At 46.9% G+C, this 16,561-nt stretch carries 16 protein-coding genes, 2 tRNA genes and 1 riboswitch; of the genes, 15 read left to right on the forward strand and 3 right to left on the reverse strand.

All coding sequences use genetic code 11. The features are described from left to right. The first annotated feature begins 324 nt into the window (after positions 1-324). On the forward strand, positions 325-1,803 hold the full coding sequence (gene rho, locus J2Z34_RS15095; protein WP_209460705.1) for a transcription termination factor Rho: 1,479 nt from the start codon (positions 325-327) through the stop codon (positions 1,801-1,803). Between the two features lie 77 nt (positions 1,804-1,880). Here the strand turns inward: rho and rpmE are convergent, their stop codons facing one another. Beyond that, positions 1,881-2,093, reverse strand: coding sequence for a 50S ribosomal protein L31 (gene rpmE, locus J2Z34_RS15100; protein ID WP_023387180.1), 213 nt, complete (start codon positions 2,091-2,093; stop codon positions 1,881-1,883). Between the two features lie 146 nt (positions 2,094-2,239). Here rpmE and J2Z34_RS15105 point away from each other — a divergent pair, with 146 nt between their 5' ends. The 10 genes from J2Z34_RS15105 to J2Z34_RS15150 all read left to right on the forward strand — a co-directional run bounded on the left by J2Z34_RS15105 (position 2,240) and on the right by J2Z34_RS15150 (position 9,764). Beyond that, the gene (locus tag J2Z34_RS15105) at positions 2,240-2,857 is read left to right on the forward strand and encodes a thymidine kinase (RefSeq protein ID WP_209460706.1); all 618 of its coding nucleotides are present in this window, start codon (positions 2,240-2,242) and stop codon (positions 2,855-2,857) included. Further along, entirely contained in the window at positions 2,854-3,753 is a 900-nt protein-coding gene (locus J2Z34_RS15110; RefSeq protein WP_209460707.1) for a DUF1385 domain-containing protein, read from the forward strand. The genes J2Z34_RS15105 and J2Z34_RS15110 overlap by 4 nt, the downstream gene beginning before the upstream one ends. 1 nt (position 3,754) lies before the next feature. Further along, entirely contained in the window at positions 3,755-4,606 is an 852-nt protein-coding gene (gene prmC, locus J2Z34_RS15115; RefSeq protein WP_209460708.1) for a peptide chain release factor N(5)-glutamine methyltransferase, read from the forward strand. 51 nt (positions 4,607-4,657) lie between these two features. Then, complete coding sequence (prfA, locus tag J2Z34_RS15120; protein ID WP_209460709.1) at positions 4,658-5,737, forward strand: peptide chain release factor 1; 1,080 nt, start codon at positions 4,658-4,660, stop codon at positions 5,735-5,737. 34 nt (positions 5,738-5,771) lie between these two features. Then, positions 5,772-6,830 (forward strand): L-threonylcarbamoyladenylate synthase, encoded by a 1,059-nt coding sequence (locus tag J2Z34_RS15125; protein ID WP_425348056.1) that lies wholly within the window; start codon positions 5,772-5,774, stop codon positions 6,828-6,830. Positions 6,831-6,834: 4 nt separating this feature from the next. Next, positions 6,835-7,260, forward strand: coding sequence for an arsenate reductase/protein-tyrosine-phosphatase family protein (locus J2Z34_RS15130; RefSeq protein ID WP_209460711.1), 426 nt, complete (start codon positions 6,835-6,837; stop codon positions 7,258-7,260). Position 7,261: 1 nt separating this feature from the next. Further along, complete coding sequence (gene rpiB / locus J2Z34_RS15135) at positions 7,262-7,705, forward strand: ribose 5-phosphate isomerase B (RefSeq protein ID WP_209460712.1); 444 nt, start codon at positions 7,262-7,264, stop codon at positions 7,703-7,705. Between the two features lie 17 nt (positions 7,706-7,722). After that, positions 7,723-8,352: a uracil phosphoribosyltransferase gene (upp, locus tag J2Z34_RS15140; protein ID WP_209460713.1), complete on the forward strand. Its 630-nt coding sequence runs from the start codon at positions 7,723-7,725 to the stop codon at positions 8,350-8,352. Between the two features lie 51 nt (positions 8,353-8,403). Continuing rightward, on the forward strand, positions 8,404-9,546 hold the full coding sequence (wecB, locus tag J2Z34_RS15145) for a non-hydrolyzing UDP-N-acetylglucosamine 2-epimerase (protein ID WP_209460714.1): 1,143 nt from the start codon (positions 8,404-8,406) through the stop codon (positions 9,544-9,546). Between the two features lie 133 nt (positions 9,547-9,679). Continuing rightward, positions 9,680-9,764 (forward strand) — tRNA-Tyr (locus J2Z34_RS15150). 239 nt (positions 9,765-10,003) lie between these two features. Here the strand turns inward: J2Z34_RS15150 and pdxR are convergent. Continuing rightward, positions 10,004-11,365 carry a MocR-like pyridoxine biosynthesis transcription factor PdxR gene (gene pdxR, locus J2Z34_RS15155; protein ID WP_245250835.1) on the reverse strand — a complete coding sequence of 454 codons (1,362 nt, stop codon included), beginning with the start codon at positions 11,363-11,365 and terminating at the stop codon, positions 10,004-10,006. Positions 11,366-11,566: 201 nt separating this feature from the next. Between pdxR and pdxS the strand changes: the two genes are divergently transcribed. The 4 genes from pdxS (at position 11,567) to metK (ending at position 14,674) form a co-directional block, all read left to right on the forward strand. Next, positions 11,567-12,448 carry a pyridoxal 5'-phosphate synthase lyase subunit PdxS gene (gene pdxS, locus J2Z34_RS15160; RefSeq protein WP_209460716.1) on the forward strand — a complete coding sequence of 294 codons (882 nt, stop codon included), beginning with the start codon at positions 11,567-11,569 and terminating at the stop codon, positions 12,446-12,448. Further along, positions 12,449-13,033 carry a pyridoxal 5'-phosphate synthase glutaminase subunit PdxT gene (gene pdxT, locus J2Z34_RS15165; RefSeq protein ID WP_209460717.1) on the forward strand — a complete coding sequence of 195 codons (585 nt, stop codon included), beginning with the start codon at positions 12,449-12,451 and terminating at the stop codon, positions 13,031-13,033. Positions 13,034-13,195: 162 nt separating this feature from the next. Then, positions 13,196-13,280, forward strand: a tRNA-Tyr gene (locus J2Z34_RS15170). Positions 13,281-13,339: 59 nt separating this feature from the next. After that, positions 13,340-13,437: riboswitch (SAM riboswitch) on the forward strand. A 61-nt stretch (positions 13,438-13,498) separates the two neighbouring features. Next, a complete protein-coding gene (gene metK / locus J2Z34_RS15175) occupies positions 13,499-14,674 on the forward strand; it encodes a methionine adenosyltransferase (protein WP_209460718.1) in 1,176 nt (391 codons plus the stop codon). Positions 14,675-14,760: 86 nt separating this feature from the next. On the opposite strand, the gene J2Z34_RS15180 is transcribed toward metK, so the two are convergent. After that, the gene (locus J2Z34_RS15180) at positions 14,761-16,494 is read right to left on the reverse strand and encodes a DUF4153 domain-containing protein (protein WP_209460719.1); all 1,734 of its coding nucleotides are present in this window, start codon (positions 16,492-16,494) and stop codon (positions 14,761-14,763) included. Positions 16,495-16,561 lie beyond the last annotated feature (67 nt).

Consider the following 16,561-nt stretch of genomic DNA (forward strand, 5'->3'; position numbering starts at 1 on the left):
TATCGTTTTCAACCTAATGTATATTTATCACATACATCCTGCGAAATCAAATTATTTTACCTTTGGCTAGATATTCATAGGTAGTGCATAGGTAGTGATGAAAGAGCTTGAGTATTCCATTTTTTTTCGGAATACTGTATAATTAATTTTTCTTGGCCTATAATAAATAGTAGGAAAAGAAATTCTCTTTAGTTCCAGCAAGCATTCAAATCGTAGATTCTATTGATCCAGTATGGATTGTCATTTTAGATATCCGATTGTCTATCAGTATTCTCAAGATGGGAATCATAACAATAAATTCCGAATATAAAAGGTAAAGGAGTGATGTATTTGCAGATTAATCTGGAAGAGCTGTCTCTCGTCGAATTAAGAGCGATTGCAAAGGAAAAGGGAATAAAGAACATCCAGAAATTCAGGAAGCATGAACTTATGGACGTATTAAAGGATTCAGGGGATGTTGCTGATGAATTAGCGGCTCCAGTAGAAGATTCCGCTTCAGTTGAAGAACAGAAGATTACAGCAGTCAATGAAATAAATGAAGCTGCTGATGAAGCAAAAGCAGAAGAGGCTCCGGCTATTATTGAGCCAGCAAAGCCCATTGCAGAAACCATAAGAAGGATGCCGGAAAGGGATTACGACAGGCAGGACAACGAAAAGAGACAGAAGTATTCGAATGAGACTGATGTCGTTGGTGTTCTTGAGATGCTTGAGATGAACAGCTTTGGATTCCTTAGGGGTGAGAACTATCTTACGAGCCCCAACGACGTCTATGTCTCCCCTAGTCAGATAAGGAGATTTGACCTGAGGACAGGAGACCAGGTCAGAGGCTATGGAAGGAGCCCGAGGGAGGGTGAAAAGTTTTCCGCTTTAACCTTCATAGAGAAGATAAACGGTGAGGACCCTGAGAAGGCTGTAAGAAGACCTTATTTTGACAGGCTGACCCCAATATACCCTGAAAAGAAGATAAAACTTGAGGTGGAAGGTGAAGGCGACCTTACTACCAGGATAATGGATATCCTCAGCCCTATTGGTAAGGGTCAGAGAGGTCTGATCGTTGCACCTCCAAAAGCAGGCAAGACAACGATAATGAAGAAGATAGCGCAGAACATAGTTGTAAACCATCCGGAGATAAAGCTGATAGTGCTTCTTATAGATGAGCGTCCTGAAGAGGTTACTGATATTCAGAGAAGCGTGAAGGGAGAAGTCATCTACTCGACATTTGACGAGGAACCGGACCACCATACGAAGGTTTCAAGGATGGTTCTTGAAAGGGCAAAGAGGATGGTTGAGCAGAAGCAGGATGTCGTTATACTTATGGATTCCCTGACAAGGCTTGCGAGAGCATACAACCTTACTGTCAATCCTTCTGGCAGGACACTTTCAGGCGGACTAGACCCGGCTGCTCTTATCATGCCAAAGAAGTTCTTCGGTGCTGCAAGGAACATGGAAGAGGGCGGAAGCCTGACCATTCTGGCAACAGCTCTTGTTGAGACTGGTTCCAGGATGGATGACATGATTTTCGAGGAATTCAAGGGAACAGGTAACATGGAGGTCCATCTTGACAGAAGACTTCAGGAGAGAAGGATTTTCCCTGCGATTGACATATACAAGTCAGGAACAAGGAAAGAGAAGGCACTTCTCACAGAGGATGAGTACAACATCTCCCTTGGACTCAGGCGTCAGATGTACAGGGAGAGCAGCGTTGACAAGGTAACTGAGGACCTGATCAAGCTCCTTTCAACAACAACCAATAACAGGGAGTTTGTTGAGACAATAAAGAAAACAGGGGTGTTCGACAAATAGAAAAAGCCCGCAGTCTGATCTGCGGGCTTTACTCAGCAAAAAAAGGACCCGTGGGTCCTTTTTAGGTTGTGAAAATCTTATTCTTCACTCTTGAGGTTGAATTTCTTCTTGAATCTGTCAACCCTACCGCCGACATCAACAATCTTCTGCTTTCCAGTGAAGAATGGATGGCACTGGGAGCATATTTCCACCTTCAGCTCGTTCTTTACGGAACCAGTGGTGAAAGTGTTTCCACATGCGCACTTAACGACAACTTCAGAGTTGTACTTTGGATGTATGCCTTCTTTCAATTTTTTCACACCTTTCAATTACGGTCATAAACCTTTTTAACTATTCAATTCTAGCATTGTCAATTGGCATAGTCAAGAATATTATGGAATAGGTCAGTCTCTCATGCTATAATAGATGACGAAATATGGCAGGAGGGGAATTTTTAATGGGGAAGCTTTATTTCAGGTATGGAGCTATGAATTCAGGAAAATCGACCAGCCTTATGCAGGTCGCACATAATTACGAAGAGAGAGGCATGAAGGTCAAGATATTCAAGCCTATGATGGATTCCAAGGGTGGAGAGAAGCTGGTTTCAAGGCTTGGGGTCACGAGGGATGCCGACTACGCAGTGAGGGTTGATGACGACCTGTATGACGTGACTGAGAAGTGGATACAGGAAGAAGGAAAGGTACATTGCATCCTTGTGGATGAAGTACAGTTCCTTAAGAAGAAACAAATAGACCAGCTGCTCAAGGTGGCTGTCATACTGAACGTACCCGTAATATGTTACGGACTCAGGACGGATTTTCTTATGAACGGCTTTGAGGGAAGCGAAAGGCTTTTACTTCTTGCACACAGCATAGAGGAAATGAAGACAATCTGCACATGCGGAAAGAAGGCGCTTCTGAATGGCAGAAAGGTCAACGGCGAGTTTGTCTTTGAGGGCGAACAGGTTGCCATAGACATGGGAGGAGAGGTTGAGTACCAGTCTCTCTGTCCGGAGTGCTACTTCAAGCTTAGGAAGAAGTACGAGGAAAAGAAAAGGAAAAAGGAGATCGGATGAGAAATGTCAAGGTTGGCGGACAAGCCGTCATAGAAGGCGTCATGATGAGGGGCGCAACTGGAATAGCGACGGCAGTAAGGACTCCTGGAGGAGAGATTCTCGTGGAGAGGTCAAACAAGCTGCCTCTGTCCAAGAAATACAGTTTCTTCAAGTTGCCTGTGGTAAGAGGTGCGGTAGCGCTTGTGGATTCAATGGCAATTGGAATGGAGAGCCTTAATTTCTCAGCATCGGTATTCGGACAGGATGAAGAGCCGACAAGGTTCGAAAGCTTCCTGAAGGATAAATTCGGCGAAAAGGGTGAAAAGTTCCTCGAGTGGGTCACTGTCGCAGTGAGCCTTGCCATAGGCATATTCATATTTTTCATAATCCCTACGCTGATTACCGGACTTCTGAAGTCCAAAGGACTTTCGAACTTGGGATTGAACCTGGTTGAAGCGGTTCTCAGGATATCAATATTCATCGGGTACATTGTTGGAATAAGCCTGATGAAGGATATATACAGGGTATTCCAATACCATGGAGCAGAGCACAAGGCAATTGCCTGCTATGAACAGGAGCTGCCGCTGACTGTTGAAAATGTAAGGTCATGCACAAGATATCATGCGAGATGCGGAACAAACTTCATGTTTCTGGTCATGGCAGTCAGCATATTCATATTCTCTTTCACTGGCTGGACAACTCCGCTTATGAGGATTGGAATGAGGCTGGCACTTCTTCCTCTGGTTTCAGGAATAACTTATGAGATAATTCGGTGGCTTGGAAAAGGAAGCGGACCACTGCGGGATATCATCGCCTATCCGGGGATGATGCTGCAGAGGCTGACAACAAAGGAACCGACTGATGACATGATCGAGGTCGGGATAAGGGCACTGATGGAAGCTGAGGGGCTTAACTGATATGGCGACAGTGGCACAAATGTTATTATGGGCGGGGAAGGAACTTGAGTCCACAAGTGAAACCCCTATGCTCGATGCGAGGGTCATTCTCGCTCATGTGATTGGCAAGGATTCGATCTATGTGATGACTGAGAGGGATGTCGTATTACCAAGAGCCCATGAATGGGTGTACAGGGAAGCGATAGAAAGAAGGAAGAAAGGAACGCCAATTGCCTATATAACCGGCATGAAGGAGTTCATGGGAATGGATTTCAGGGTCTCTGAATCAGTTTTGATTCCAAGGGCGGATACTGAGGTCCTGGTGGAAAAGTCCATTGAGATACTGAGGGACAGGAAGGAAGCAAAAGTTCTCGACCTCTGCTGCGGTTCAGGAGCCATCGGGCTTTCAATAGCGAAATTCGTTGGTGGATCACATGTGGTTCTTGCTGACATAAGTCAGGAAGCCATAGGTGTATCCAAGGAAAATGCCTTCATGCTTGGCCTTGAGGGCAGGGCAGAATTCGTGGTATCCGACCTGTTTGAAGGTGTCAGCGGAAGCTTCGATTTGATAGCTTCAAATCCTCCGTACATTTCCGGAGAGGACATGGAGAAGCTGCCAAAGGATGTTGCGGATTTTGAGCCCCACGGCGCACTTTATGGCGGGGAAGACGGACTGGACTTCTACAGGAAAATAACTGAAAATGCGATTTCCCATCTCAATAGGGGTGGGGTGCTGATATTTGAGATCGGATACGATCAGGGTGATGAGGTCATGGATATAATGAAGAGGAACGGATTCAAAGGAATACAGCTTTTTAGGGACCTGTCGGGAAGACCGAGGGTTGTTTTCGGCGAGCTCGTTCCGGAAACGTAGCTGACCTTTCTTGAACATCTGAAAATAACAATATGATAGGAGAGTAAGGAAATGCTTGAAAGATTGAATTTTGTAGAAGGAAAATATGAGGAGCTGACACTGAGGATAAGTGATCCTTCAGTTATGGCTAACCAGTCCGAGTGGCAGAGGCTTGTCAAGGAACATGCTGAACTGCAGAATGTAGTTACGATGTACAGGGAGTATAAGAAGCTGGAACAGGAGCTCGCAAATAATATGGACATGCTCGAGATAGAGGATGACCAGGAGATGCGTGAGATGATCCAGGAAGACATGAAGAGCAACAGGGAAGGAATGCAGAAGATAGAGAGCGACCTTCAGATAATGCTGCTTCCGAAGGACCCGAATGATGACAAGAACGTATTTGTGGAGATAAGGGGTGGAGCAGGCGGAGATGAAGCTGCACTGTTTTCCTATAACCTTTTCAGGATGTACTCAAAATACGCTGAATCCAGAAGATGGAAGGTCGAGATAATGAGCCTCAATGAGACCGACATCGGAGGATACAAGGAAGTGGTGTTCCTGTTAAAGGGTCAGGGAGCATACTCGCAGCTCAAGTACGAATCAGGAGTGCACAGGGTGCAGAGGGTTCCTGACACTGAATCGAGCGGAAGGGTGCATACCTCCACTGCTACAGTTGCGGTTTTGCCTGAGGTTGATGAAGTTGATGTCCAGATTGACCCCAACGACCTGAGGATTGACGTCTACAGGTCATCAGGAAATGGTGGACAGTCGGTCAATACGACAGACTCGGCAGTCAGGGTTACGCATCTGCCATCCGGATTGGTAGTTGCCGTTCAGGATGAGAAATCCCAGCTCAAGAACAAGGACAAGGCTATAAACATACTCAGGTCAAGACTTTTCGAGAGGGCAGAGCAGGAAAGGGCCAAGGGCATAGCCGACGAGAGGAAGAGCCAGGTCGGAACCGGAGACAGGTCTGAGAGGATAAGGACATACAACTATCCACAGGGAAGGGTAACCGACCATAGGATAAACCTTACACTGTACAAGCTTGATACCTTCATGAATGGTGATATTGAAGAGATGATAAGCGCGCTGATAAACTATGACCAGGCTGAGAAGCTTAAGGCCATGGGGGACAGGGACAACTGATTGAGCCCTGTCTGTGGAGATACTTATGGAAACTATTAAGGTCAGGATAACTGAAGATATTGAGCCTGCTGTGAAGGAACAGCTTCTTGAGGCTGCCGCTGATGTCCTGAGGCGGGGAGGGACTGTTGCATTCCCCACAGAGACTGTCTATGGACTTGGGGCTGACGCCCTTGATTCAGAGGCTGTGGAAGGCATATTCAGGGCAAAGGGGAGACCTCAGGACAATCCGCTTATTATCCACGTCTCTGACAGGAACCTTGAAGAATATGCTGATAAGATTCCTCTGAAAGCCCGGGAGCTCATGGACAGATATTGGCCGGGTCCGCTGACTGTGATACTCAGGAAGAAAGACATTATTCCTGAAAGGACAAGTGCAGGACTTGATACCATAGGCATAAGGATGCCAGACGAGCCATTGGCCCTTGAAATCATAAGAAGGCTCGGAAGGCCGGTTGCCGCCCCTTCCGCCAATATTTCAGGGCGTCCGAGCCCTACTACCTACGAGAGATGTGTCGAGGACCTCGATGGCAAGGTGGACATGATTATCGGAGGCGGCAGAAGTACAGTAGGACTTGAGTCAACCATAGTGGATTACACTGTAGTTCCCCCAAGGGTTCTGAGGCCTGGCGGAATAACACTTGAGATGCTGAATGAGGTGGATCCTTCCATCGAATACATGGAATCCTTCACCAGAGCAGGCTCTGACGAAGGTCCCAAGGCCCCCGGTATGAAATACAGGCATTATTCGCCAAAGGCTCCCATCATCATAATAAAGGGTGAAAAGAACAAAGTTGTTGAAAAAATCCGTACACTGGTGCAGAATTATATGAGGGACGGAAAGAAGGTAGGAATACTTGCTCCATCCCAAAGGGCAGCAGAATATGTTTTTGATGGCGGCAACGCGATCTTCATAGGAATGGGCAGCGAAGACAGACCGCATGAGAATGCCAGGCTGCTTTTCGAGGCTCTGAGGTCCTTCGATGACTTAAGCTGTGATATAATTCTTTCTGAAGCGGTTAAAGAAGAAGGTCTGGGTGCTGCTGTCATGAACCGGCTTTCAAAAGCTGCGGGATTCAACATTATCGAGGTGTAAGCAGATGAAAGTTCTATTCGTTTGTACCGGAAATACATGCAGAAGTCCCATGGCAGAGGTAATCTTCAATGAGATGTACAAAAATCACCATGCCGAATCAAGGGGACTTCATACAAGACACGGAGACAGGATTGAGGCGAATGCGCTGAGGGTTCTGAAAAGGGAGTATGGCTTCGATGAGAACAGGATAGCCGAGCAAGTCACTTACTCGGACATCAATGAGGCGGATATTGTCATTGCAATGACTGAAGCCCACAAGCGCGAACTGTCAGGGCTTTACGGAATGGACAATGTGAGGACACTGAAGGAGCTTGCAGGATCAAAGGGCGACATAATCGATCCATACGGTATGGATGAATTCGTATATCGCCGTGTATTCAGCGAAATCAGGGAATTGCTAGAAAGAATAAGATTGTTCAGGGAGGAATGAAATGAAGATAGCAATAGGATCGGACCACGGCGGAGTGAATCTCAAAGCCAAGGTCGCAGACCACATAAGGTCAAGGAACATAGAATTAGTGGACTTTGGGACATTCAATCAGGATTCCATAGATTATCCTGATGTATCAGAGAAAGTAGGCGTTGCTGTAAGAAACGGTGAATTTGATTTCGGTATACTGATTTGCGGAACAGGCATCGGCATCGGCATAGCAGCCAACAAGATTTCTGGAATCAGAGCGGCTCTTTGCCACGACACATTCAGCGCGACCGCTTCCAGGGAGCACAATGACGCCAATATCCTCTGCATGGGTGAAAGGGTCATAGGGCCTGGACTTGCGCTTGATATTGTCGATGCATTCCTTGCAGCTGAGTTCCTGGGTGGAAGACATGCTGCGAGGGTTGATAAGATAAACGGACTAGAGGGAAAATATTGATTACAAGGGAGAATAAGATGGGCAGAGTAACTGAGATAAAGCATCCACTGATACTTCACAAGCTGGCGATAATAAGAGATAAGAATACAGGGTCCAAGGACTTCAGGGAGCTTCTCGAAGAGATTGCGACACTGATGGCTTATGAGGTCACAAGGGATATGGCAGTGGAGGATGTACAGGTAGAGACACCTGTAGCCATGGCAACCTGCAAGATGCTTGCTGGAAAGAAGCTTGCGATTGTTCCCATACTGAGGGCAGGAATGGGTATGGTTGATGGAATACTGAAGCTTATACCGGCTGCAAAGGTAGGCCATATAGGACTCTACAGAAATGAGGAGACTCTTCAGCCAGTTGAGTACTTCTGCAAGCTTCCCAAGGATATTGAGGAAAGGGAAGTCATTGTTGTCGACCCTATGCTTGCGACAGGCGGCTCGGCAGCTGATGCCATAACCCTGCTTAAGAAAAGGGGCGCAACAAACATAAAATTCGTAGGCCTTGTGGCAGCACCAGAAGGTGTAGCTCATCTGACAAAGGCACATCCTGACGTGGACATATACGTCGCAGCAATTGATGAGAGACTGAATGAGAAGGGTTATATTGTCCCTGGTCTTGGAGACGCAGGAGACAGGCTTTTCGGAACAAAATAGCACAAAGGATATACACTTCAAGGAGTGTATATTTTTTATAAAGGAGAAAAGATGATTAGAGTCATGAGCGTGTTCGGCACCAGGCCTGAAGCCATAAAGATGGCTCCGCTTCTGATCGAGATGAGGAAGCGCAGGGAATTTGAATCGATTGTCGCACTCACTGGCCAGCACAGGGAGCTTTTGAAGAATGTCCTCAATGATTTTGGCATTGGATGGGATTTCGACCTGGACCTGATGAAGGGTTCCCAGACACTCTCGCACATAACCACATCAGTCCTGGAGGGCATGTCGGGGATAATTGCAAGCGTAAAGCCTGACATCGTTCTTGTCCACGGAGACACGACCACAAGCTTTGCCGGAGCCTTGGCTGCATTCTACGAGAAGACGATGGTAGGCCATGTTGAGGCGGGGCTGCGGACCCATGACAAGTATGCTCCTTATCCTGAGGAGATGAACAGGACACTTACATCAAGGCTTGCTGACCTGCACTTTGCGCCTACAGCAGGTGCAGAAGAGAACCTGCTAAAGGAAGGGATTCCTGGATCAAGGATATATGTGACAGGCAATACGGTAATAGATGCTCTGAAGACCACTGTCAGTGAGGATTACACATTTGAAGACGAGTTTCTTAAGAAGGTCGATTTCAGCAGGGACATCATCATGGTGACCGCCCACAGGAGAGAGAACCTTGAACACGGTATCCATGATATTTCAATGGCACTCAAGTTCCTAGCTGAGAGGAAGGATGCTCAGATAGTGTATCTTGTGCATCCTAATCCAAAGATCAGACAGGAAGCTGAGAAAGTTCTTAAGGGTACGGACAGGGTGCATCTTCTGGGTGCCCTCGGAACCAAAGAGACTCATAACCTGATGGCCAGGTCCAAACTGATACTGACAGACTCGGGAGGCATACAGGAAGAGGCACCATATCTCGGGAAGCCTGTACTAGTCCTCAGGGACGTCACAGAACGGCCTGAGGCGGTTGAAGCAGGGGTTGTCAGACTTGTGGGCACAGACACCCAAAGGATCATAGACGAAGCCTCAAGGCTGCTGGACGACGACAAGGCATATGCAGAAATGGCGAAAGGCGGAAGTCCTTACGGTGATGGACAGGCATCGGGCAGGATTCTTGACGCGATTCAAGCTCATTTCGGAATTGAAACTGACTTCAAAAGATTCGTATACGAAAAGTGAGCATTGCCAAGGGATTACGGCAATCTGAACTGAAATTGACGCTGGTTTAAGCTGTTTTGTTCATTTTTTGCTTGAAATCTTTGTAAAAGCAAAGTATACTAATACTTGTCGGTTCTGAAGGGCCGACAAACAGGGAGGAGTTCCCGAGCGGCCAAAGGGGGCAGACTGTAAATCTGTTGCTTTCAGCTTCAGTGGTTCGAATCCACTCTCCTCCACCATAACGTCAACCTTAGTTGACAAGAAAACCACCTCGTTTAGGGGTGGTTTTTTGTTGAATAAAAACGTAACAGCACTTGTGATACCTTTGACACTTCAGAGAGAGAAAATCTCCGGAGAACGGCATGGATCGCCGCTTCCGGAGATTTTAAATTTTCTGGAAACTGCGTAATGTGAGTTACAATTGTGTAACATCTTCAGTCTCCCATGATGCCTAGAGGAGCTGTAATCACATAGGCTTTTACCGCCACGCAAGATCCAGGAGTGCTAAAGCTTCACTGATGTCATCTTCAGTGAGGTTAGAATATCCAAGGAGTACTGTGCTTTTGAAGCCTGTATCAGAACCTTGAGAGAAGTATCCGGAGAGCCCCCTGAGCCTTATTCCCATGGCAGTGGCTTTTTCAATCAGCTCTTCTTCACACATACCGTTGCGGGGGGCAAGGAGGAGATGGAGTCCTGCATTTTCTCCTATGATTTCTGCTTGCCTGCCGAAGCTTGCTTTCCTTATCTCCGCTACCAGCTTTTCCTTCCTACCCTTGTAGATTTTCCTCATCCTGTTGAGATGCCTTTCAAAATGACCATCTTTAATGAAGCGGGCGAGGGTCTGCTGTTCAAACCTTGAAACGGTTGAGGAATTGAACATGAGTCGTTTCCTGTACTCTTCAATCAGTGGAGGGGGAAGTACAAGATATCCGATTCTTATCGATGGGGCCAGGCTCTTTGAAAAGGTCCCGATATATATTACCCTGTCCGAATTGTCCAGACCCTGCAGTGAGGGTATAGGACGTCCTCCGAACCTGAATTCACTGTCGTAGTCGTCCTCGATAAGGTACCTGTCCTTATCTGCATAAGCCCACGAAAGAAGCTGCATTCTCCTTTTAGCTGGCATTATCATTCCCATCGGGAACTGATGTGAAGGAGTGATATGGACTATTTTAGCATCCGATTTTTCCAGCTCACCAATATTCAGGCCCTCCCGGTCAAGACCGATGTGAACTACATCAGCCCCGTTGCTTTTTAAAAGCATACCTGTCTTTACATAACCCGGATCCTCGACTGCATAAATCCTGTCACGTCCCAGAAGCTGTACGAGCAGTCCGATGAGGTATTCGCTGCCAGCGCCGATTATGACCTGTTCATGGGTGCACCTGACTCCCTTATGCTCGTGCAGATGCTTTGCAATGCTCATTCTGAGGGAAGCCTCTCCCTGAGGATGTGATGTCTTGAGGAGCTCCCTGTTTTCATCATGGATGATTTCCCTTGTTATCCTCGACCAGGTTGAAAATGGAAAGAACCTGGTATCAACAGTATTGGTCGAGAAATCGTAAGCAAGTTCTGATGTGTATTCTCTTGCAGCTTCTTCTGAACCAGTTGCTTCTGAATCTGAGGTACCGGTAGGATAGTCTTCAAATCTTGAGACATAATACCCGCTTTTAGGTTTGGAACGTATGAATCCTTCAGCAAGAAGCTGACCATAAGCTGTTTCCACTGTGTTCTGGCTTATCTTCAGATGCGATGCGAGGCTTCTCTTTGAAGGCAGCTTCTCACCATCCTCAAGAAGACCCTTACGTATTTCATTCCGTATATGGTCATATAGCTGCATATATAAGGGTTTGCACAAATTTTGGTCAAATGAAAGAGTCAGGTTAGCCATAGTTTCCTCCAATCTGGCATCATCAAAATTCTTTAATCTGGGTGTTCTTCTAATGCCAGAATATAGGTACAATCATAATCAGCTTGTAAGCACATTGTCAATACAATGTGTAAGCACATTGTCAATAATAATATCGGAGGCTGGACTAGAATGGATGAAAACAGAAGTGAACTGAACAGGAACCTTGCACAGATGCTTAAAGGCGGAGTAATAATGGACGTCACAAATGCAGCGGAGGCAAAGATTGCGGAAGAGGCAGGGGCAGTGGCTGTTATGGCTCTTGAGAGAGTGCCTTCTGACATAAGGAAGCAGGGCGGCGTGGCGAGGATGAGCAATCCCAAAATGATCAGGGAGATTCAGGCTGCAGTGACCATACCTGTCATGGCGAAGGTCAGGATCGGACATATTGCTGAGGCAAGGATACTTGAACACCTTGAGATTGACTACATCGATGAGAGCGAGGTGCTGACCCCGGCTGATGACATGTACCATCTGGACAAGCACAGCTACAAGGTTCCTTTCGTATGCGGAGCTAGAAATCTTGGCGAAGCCCTTAGAAGGATCGGAGAAGGTGCCGCCATGATAAGGACGAAGGGTGAGGCGGGGACAGGCAACGTGGTCGAGGCCGTGAGGCACATGAGGACCATGATGTCTGAAATACGAAAGTTGTCCGGGATGCCGAGGGAAGAGCTCATGAGCTTTTCAAAGGAGATCGGTGCACCCTATGACCTGGTAGTCTGGACTGCAGAAAACGGGAAGCTTCCAGTAGTGAATTTTGCGGCAGGCGGCATTGCTACACCGGCTGATGCGGCTCTCATGATGCAGCTTGGAAGCGAGGGAGTATTCGTGGGATCGGGAATATTCAAGTCTTCGGATCCTCTTAGGATGGCCAGGGCTATAGTCAAGGCTACTGCATTCTATGACGACCCAAAGGTACTGGCTGAGGTAAGCGAGAACATCGGAGAGCCGATGCCGGGGCTCGAAATAGGAAGCATTCCTGCAGACAGGCTGCTTGCTTCAAGAGGCTGGTAAATGATAAGGATTGGTGTGCTGAGCATACAGGGATCCGTAGCAGAGCATGCCGCAAGGCTTTTGGAGGTTGATGGAGTGTTCCCGGTAAGGGTAAGAGATGAAAAGGACCTGTCAGGAATTGACGGGCTAATCATCCCCGGAGGGGAGAGCACTGCAATCGGCCGGCTTCTCAATGAATTCAACCTGCTTCAGCCGCTCAGGGACAGGATTGCAAGCGGGATGCCTGTATGGGGTACCTGTGCCGGTATGATCCTGCTTGCACGCGAGGTTGAGGGTGAAGAACCCTGGATAGGCTCCATGGATATAGTCGTAAGGCGCAATGCCTACGGACGTCAGACCGATAGCTTCAGGAGAATTGAAATGATACCTTCTGTTTCTGGCATACCTCTGGAGCTTGTATATATCCGTGCACCGATAATCGTCAGGACAGGAGATAGCGTAGAGGTGCTTCTAAGGACCGGAGAGGGAATCGCTGCAGCAAGAGAGAAAAGTATGCTTGTTACGGCATTTCATCCTGAGCTCACATCGGATAATGCCTTCCATGCGTATTTCTCCTTGATGGTAAAGGAAAGCAAGAAAGGTTAGGCCCATGCCGGATATGCAGAGCTTTTACACTGCATATCTGGATACTCCGACCAAGCATTAAGTAAGAAAAGAGGATCAAATTTTCAAGGGCATATGAAATGATGTTGACAAAGAGGCGGGGCTGATATAATATATAAAAAGCAGTTGTCAGACTGTTCATATGGAGGAGTTCCCGAGTGGCCAAAGGGGGCAGACTGTAAATCTGTTGCTTTCAGCTTCAGTGGTTCGAATCCACTCTCCTCCACCAATTAAGACGGAACTGCGTATAACGATTCCTGTCTTTTTTCATGTAAAACAGAATATTTGCTCTTATCAAGAGAGGTGGAGGGAATGGGCCCTGTGAAACCCGGCAACCTGTAGAAATACGTGGTGCCAATTCCTGCAGCGATGCTGCAAGATAAGAGGAACGTGCACGACACGCCTCTTCTTTTAATGAAGAGGCTTCATTTTTTTCAGGAGGTTATTATGAAAAGACTATTTACTTCAGAATCTGTAACGGAAGGACATCCGGACAAGATATGCGACCAGATATCCGACGCGATTCTCGACAAGATACTCGAACAGGACCCTATGGCGAGGGTAGCCTGCGAGACGGCTGTAACCACAGGCATGGTGCTTGTAATGGGAGAGATAACAACTAACTGCTATGTTGATATTCCGAAGCTGGTCAGGAAGACTGTAACTGAAATAGGATACGTCAGGGCAAAGTACGGCTTTGATGCTGATACATGTGCTGTCATAACGTCCATAAACGAACAGTCCACAGATATAGCCATGGGTGTCGATGACGCTTTTGAGACCAGGGGACATGCAGAAAGCCTTATTGAAAAGACCGGAGCAGGAGACCAGGGCATGATGTTCGGCTACGCTTCAAACGAGACTGAGGAGCTTATGCCGATGCCGATTTCCCTTGCACAGAAGCTTGCAAGAAGGCTGGCAGAGGTCAGGAAGGACGGCACGCTGTCTTACCTGAGGCCGGATGGAAAGACTCAGGTCACAGTGGAGTACGATGAAGACAAGCCGGTAAGGGTGGAAGCGATTGTAGTTTCTACACAGCACAGCCCTGTCGTAGAGCATGCTGAAATCGAAAGGGATGTTAAGGAACATGTCATAAATGCCGTGATTCCGGAGCACCTTCTGGATGAGAATACGAAGTACTACATAAATCCAACGGGAAGATTCGTAATAGGAGGACCTAACGGTGATTCAGGCCTTACTGGCAGGAAGATCATAGTCGATACCTACGGCGGATACGGAAGGCACGGTGGTGGAGCCTTCTCTGGGAAGGATCCAACGAAGGTGGACAGGTCTGCAGCATATGCCGCAAGATGGGTTGCCAAAAACCTGGTAGCTGCCGGAGTGGCAGACAGGCTTGAAGTGGAGCTGGCATATGCCATAGGCGTTGCAAAGCCACTTTCCATAGAGGTATTCACATTCGGGACGAACAAGATTCCTGATGACAAGATAATCTCCATAATCGACAAGGTGTTCGACCTTAGGCCTGGTGCGATAATAAGGGACCTGGACCTGAGAAGGCCGCTGTACAGGCAGATAGCCGCATACGGACATTTCGGAAGGACTGACCTGGACCTGCCATGGGAGAGACTCGACAAGGTAGAAGAAATAAAGAAGCTTATATGAGAGAATGGAGCAGTTCGAATTTGAACTGCTCCATTTAATTTCAACTGACTCTATGTATTCTCATGTCCTTGGTGAGGTTAAGTGTTCTATTTCACTTGTACAAGGACAAAGTATGCTGCGTTATCGATCCTTATCTTTCCATCCTCAAGGTTTCCGTTCATGCTTTCAAATATTATCTTCACAGAGATTTTTTCATTCTCTTCCGTAAAGGTGGCGTCCTTAACTGATACTTCACCCTTGCCGGCTGAGGTACTTGAAGCATCCCACATCTTCTGGTAGTATGCCTTGAAATCAGCTTTAAGCAATTCACCTGAGCTGCCGGTGAATATGAGTTCGGAGTTGGCTGAGTCATATTTCATCGATACGGTTCCCAGCGAATACTCGTTCGTCTGATACGTGACTGCCTTTACAAAGTGCTCATAGCCTTTTATATCAAGGACCTGGTTTTCAATAGGCACGAAGAAATAGAAGTAATTATCGTCGGGGTATCCTCTGTTATCATCATAAGGGAATCCGAAGACCACTTTCATGTCCATTGTGTTGAATCCCTCAGGAACGTATTCCATGTCATATGTTTCCCGTGATTCGAAGAATGAGGCTATGGCGCTGATTTCCCTCTTGTCAGCGTCAGGTATCGATGCATTTGGGACGACTGCCCCTGCCTGCACCATACTGTTCCTTTCAAGGATTGATTCAAGCCTGTCGTTCTGGCTCATCTCTGATACCTTGAATGCGCTTAGAGGACCAAAAACAGCGATGAGGGCTGTAAGTGTCAGGGATATCGGAAGGAATATGTTGTTGAGCTTCCTTATTGCAATGAACCAGACCATAGCTACAAGAGCCCATATTCCAAGAATTACAACCAGATACCTGTTTTCTGTGAAGCCGTACTGGTCGATCCTCAGACCCATTGATACGAACATCATTGCAAGTATCGGAAGGTCAGCTATCGGGAAGAAGTTTCGGAATGCTTTGGCAACCACATTTTCCGATACAAGGGGAGATATGAAGAATATGACCCCGGCTGAAAGCACCGAATACCAAAGGACTAGATTTGACACAAGTCCTCTTGGCCACACACCGGTCACTATGATCTTTATGAAGTACACATAGAGTATGCCGGTATATATGGTTATAAGCGGAATGACAATGTAAAGGAGAAGTACCTTGAGGGCTTTAGTGTACTTATGGTCCTCGAAGGTTTCCTCTATTCTCGGCAGCTTTGAAAGGAACATGGAGGCTGCAAACACGAATACGACAGTAAGGAAGCTGTACATGTAGTACTTGTCCGGTATTTCAGCATCAAAAAGCGAATTGATGGTGAATATGATGGCTGAGATTCCAAAATATAGAACCCCTGAATACAGAGCTGTCAGGAAGAACGCATAGAATACCTTGGTGACATAGGTCTCATAATTTAGCCTTATATTAAGTCTTTGGGTGAAGAATACACCTATGATGAGAGAAACCAATGTAGCAGCATAGCGCATTCCAGTAACCATGTCTTGGTCTTCGGTAAACAGGAAGTAGTATGCGACTAGCAGAACAGCTGCAAATGCAAAGGCAAGAGCCTTGAATTGTGGCTTCCTTGCAAGCAGACCCTCATTCAGGTGGGCGACTGATATGGATAGCGGAAGCGAAAGTCCGACAACCATGGCTATCCTCCCAAGGATCTCAGTGTCGATGTCCTTCATGTCCATTTCATTCAGTGAAATGAGTATGACAAGCAGCACGACTGAAGCTAATAAGGTAACCGGATATCTTTCAAAGCCCGTCCTAAGGTCTTTCATTGATTTCTTGACATTTTCAACCATCTTCATTTCAAGCACATCCTTATAAGTAATTGTCCTACCTTGATTCTACCACACCGGCACATATACCGTGAAA

This window comes from Youngiibacter multivorans, from assembly GCF_017873395.1.
In the GTDB taxonomy this organism is placed as follows: domain Bacteria; phylum Bacillota; class Clostridia; order Clostridiales; family Clostridiaceae; genus Youngiibacter; species Youngiibacter multivorans.

Excerpts from the sequence above, each read along its gene's own strand:
- rho (WP_209460705.1), top strand. The coding sequence starts at position 325 with ATGTATTTGCAGATTAATCTGGAAGAGCTGTCTCTCGTCGAATTAAGA.
- J2Z34_RS15105 (WP_209460706.1), top strand. The coding sequence starts at position 2,240 with ATGGGGAAGCTTTATTTCAGGTATGGAGCTATGAATTCAGGAAAATCG.
- J2Z34_RS15110 (WP_209460707.1), top strand. The coding sequence starts at position 2,854 with ATGAGAAATGTCAAGGTTGGCGGACAAGCCGTCATAGAAGGCGTCATG.
- prmC (WP_209460708.1), top strand. The coding sequence starts at position 3,755 with ATGGCGACAGTGGCACAAATGTTATTATGGGCGGGGAAGGAACTTGAG.
- prfA (WP_209460709.1), top strand. The coding sequence starts at position 4,658 with ATGCTTGAAAGATTGAATTTTGTAGAAGGAAAATATGAGGAGCTGACA.
- J2Z34_RS15130 (WP_209460711.1), top strand. The coding sequence starts at position 6,835 with ATGAAAGTTCTATTCGTTTGTACCGGAAATACATGCAGAAGTCCCATG.
- rpiB (WP_209460712.1), top strand. The coding sequence starts at position 7,262 with ATGAAGATAGCAATAGGATCGGACCACGGCGGAGTGAATCTCAAAGCC.
- upp (WP_209460713.1), top strand. The coding sequence starts at position 7,723 with ATGGGCAGAGTAACTGAGATAAAGCATCCACTGATACTTCACAAGCTG.
- wecB (WP_209460714.1), top strand. The coding sequence starts at position 8,404 with ATGATTAGAGTCATGAGCGTGTTCGGCACCAGGCCTGAAGCCATAAAG.
- pdxR (WP_245250835.1), bottom strand. The coding sequence starts at position 11,365 with ATGCAGCTATATGACCATATACGGAATGAAATACGTAAGGGTCTTCTT.
- pdxS (WP_209460716.1), top strand. The coding sequence starts at position 11,567 with ATGGATGAAAACAGAAGTGAACTGAACAGGAACCTTGCACAGATGCTT.
- pdxT (WP_209460717.1), top strand. The coding sequence starts at position 12,449 with ATGATAAGGATTGGTGTGCTGAGCATACAGGGATCCGTAGCAGAGCAT.
- metK (WP_209460718.1), top strand. The coding sequence starts at position 13,499 with ATGAAAAGACTATTTACTTCAGAATCTGTAACGGAAGGACATCCGGAC.
- J2Z34_RS15180 (WP_209460719.1), bottom strand. The coding sequence starts at position 16,494 with ATGAAGATGGTTGAAAATGTCAAGAAATCAATGAAAGACCTTAGGACG.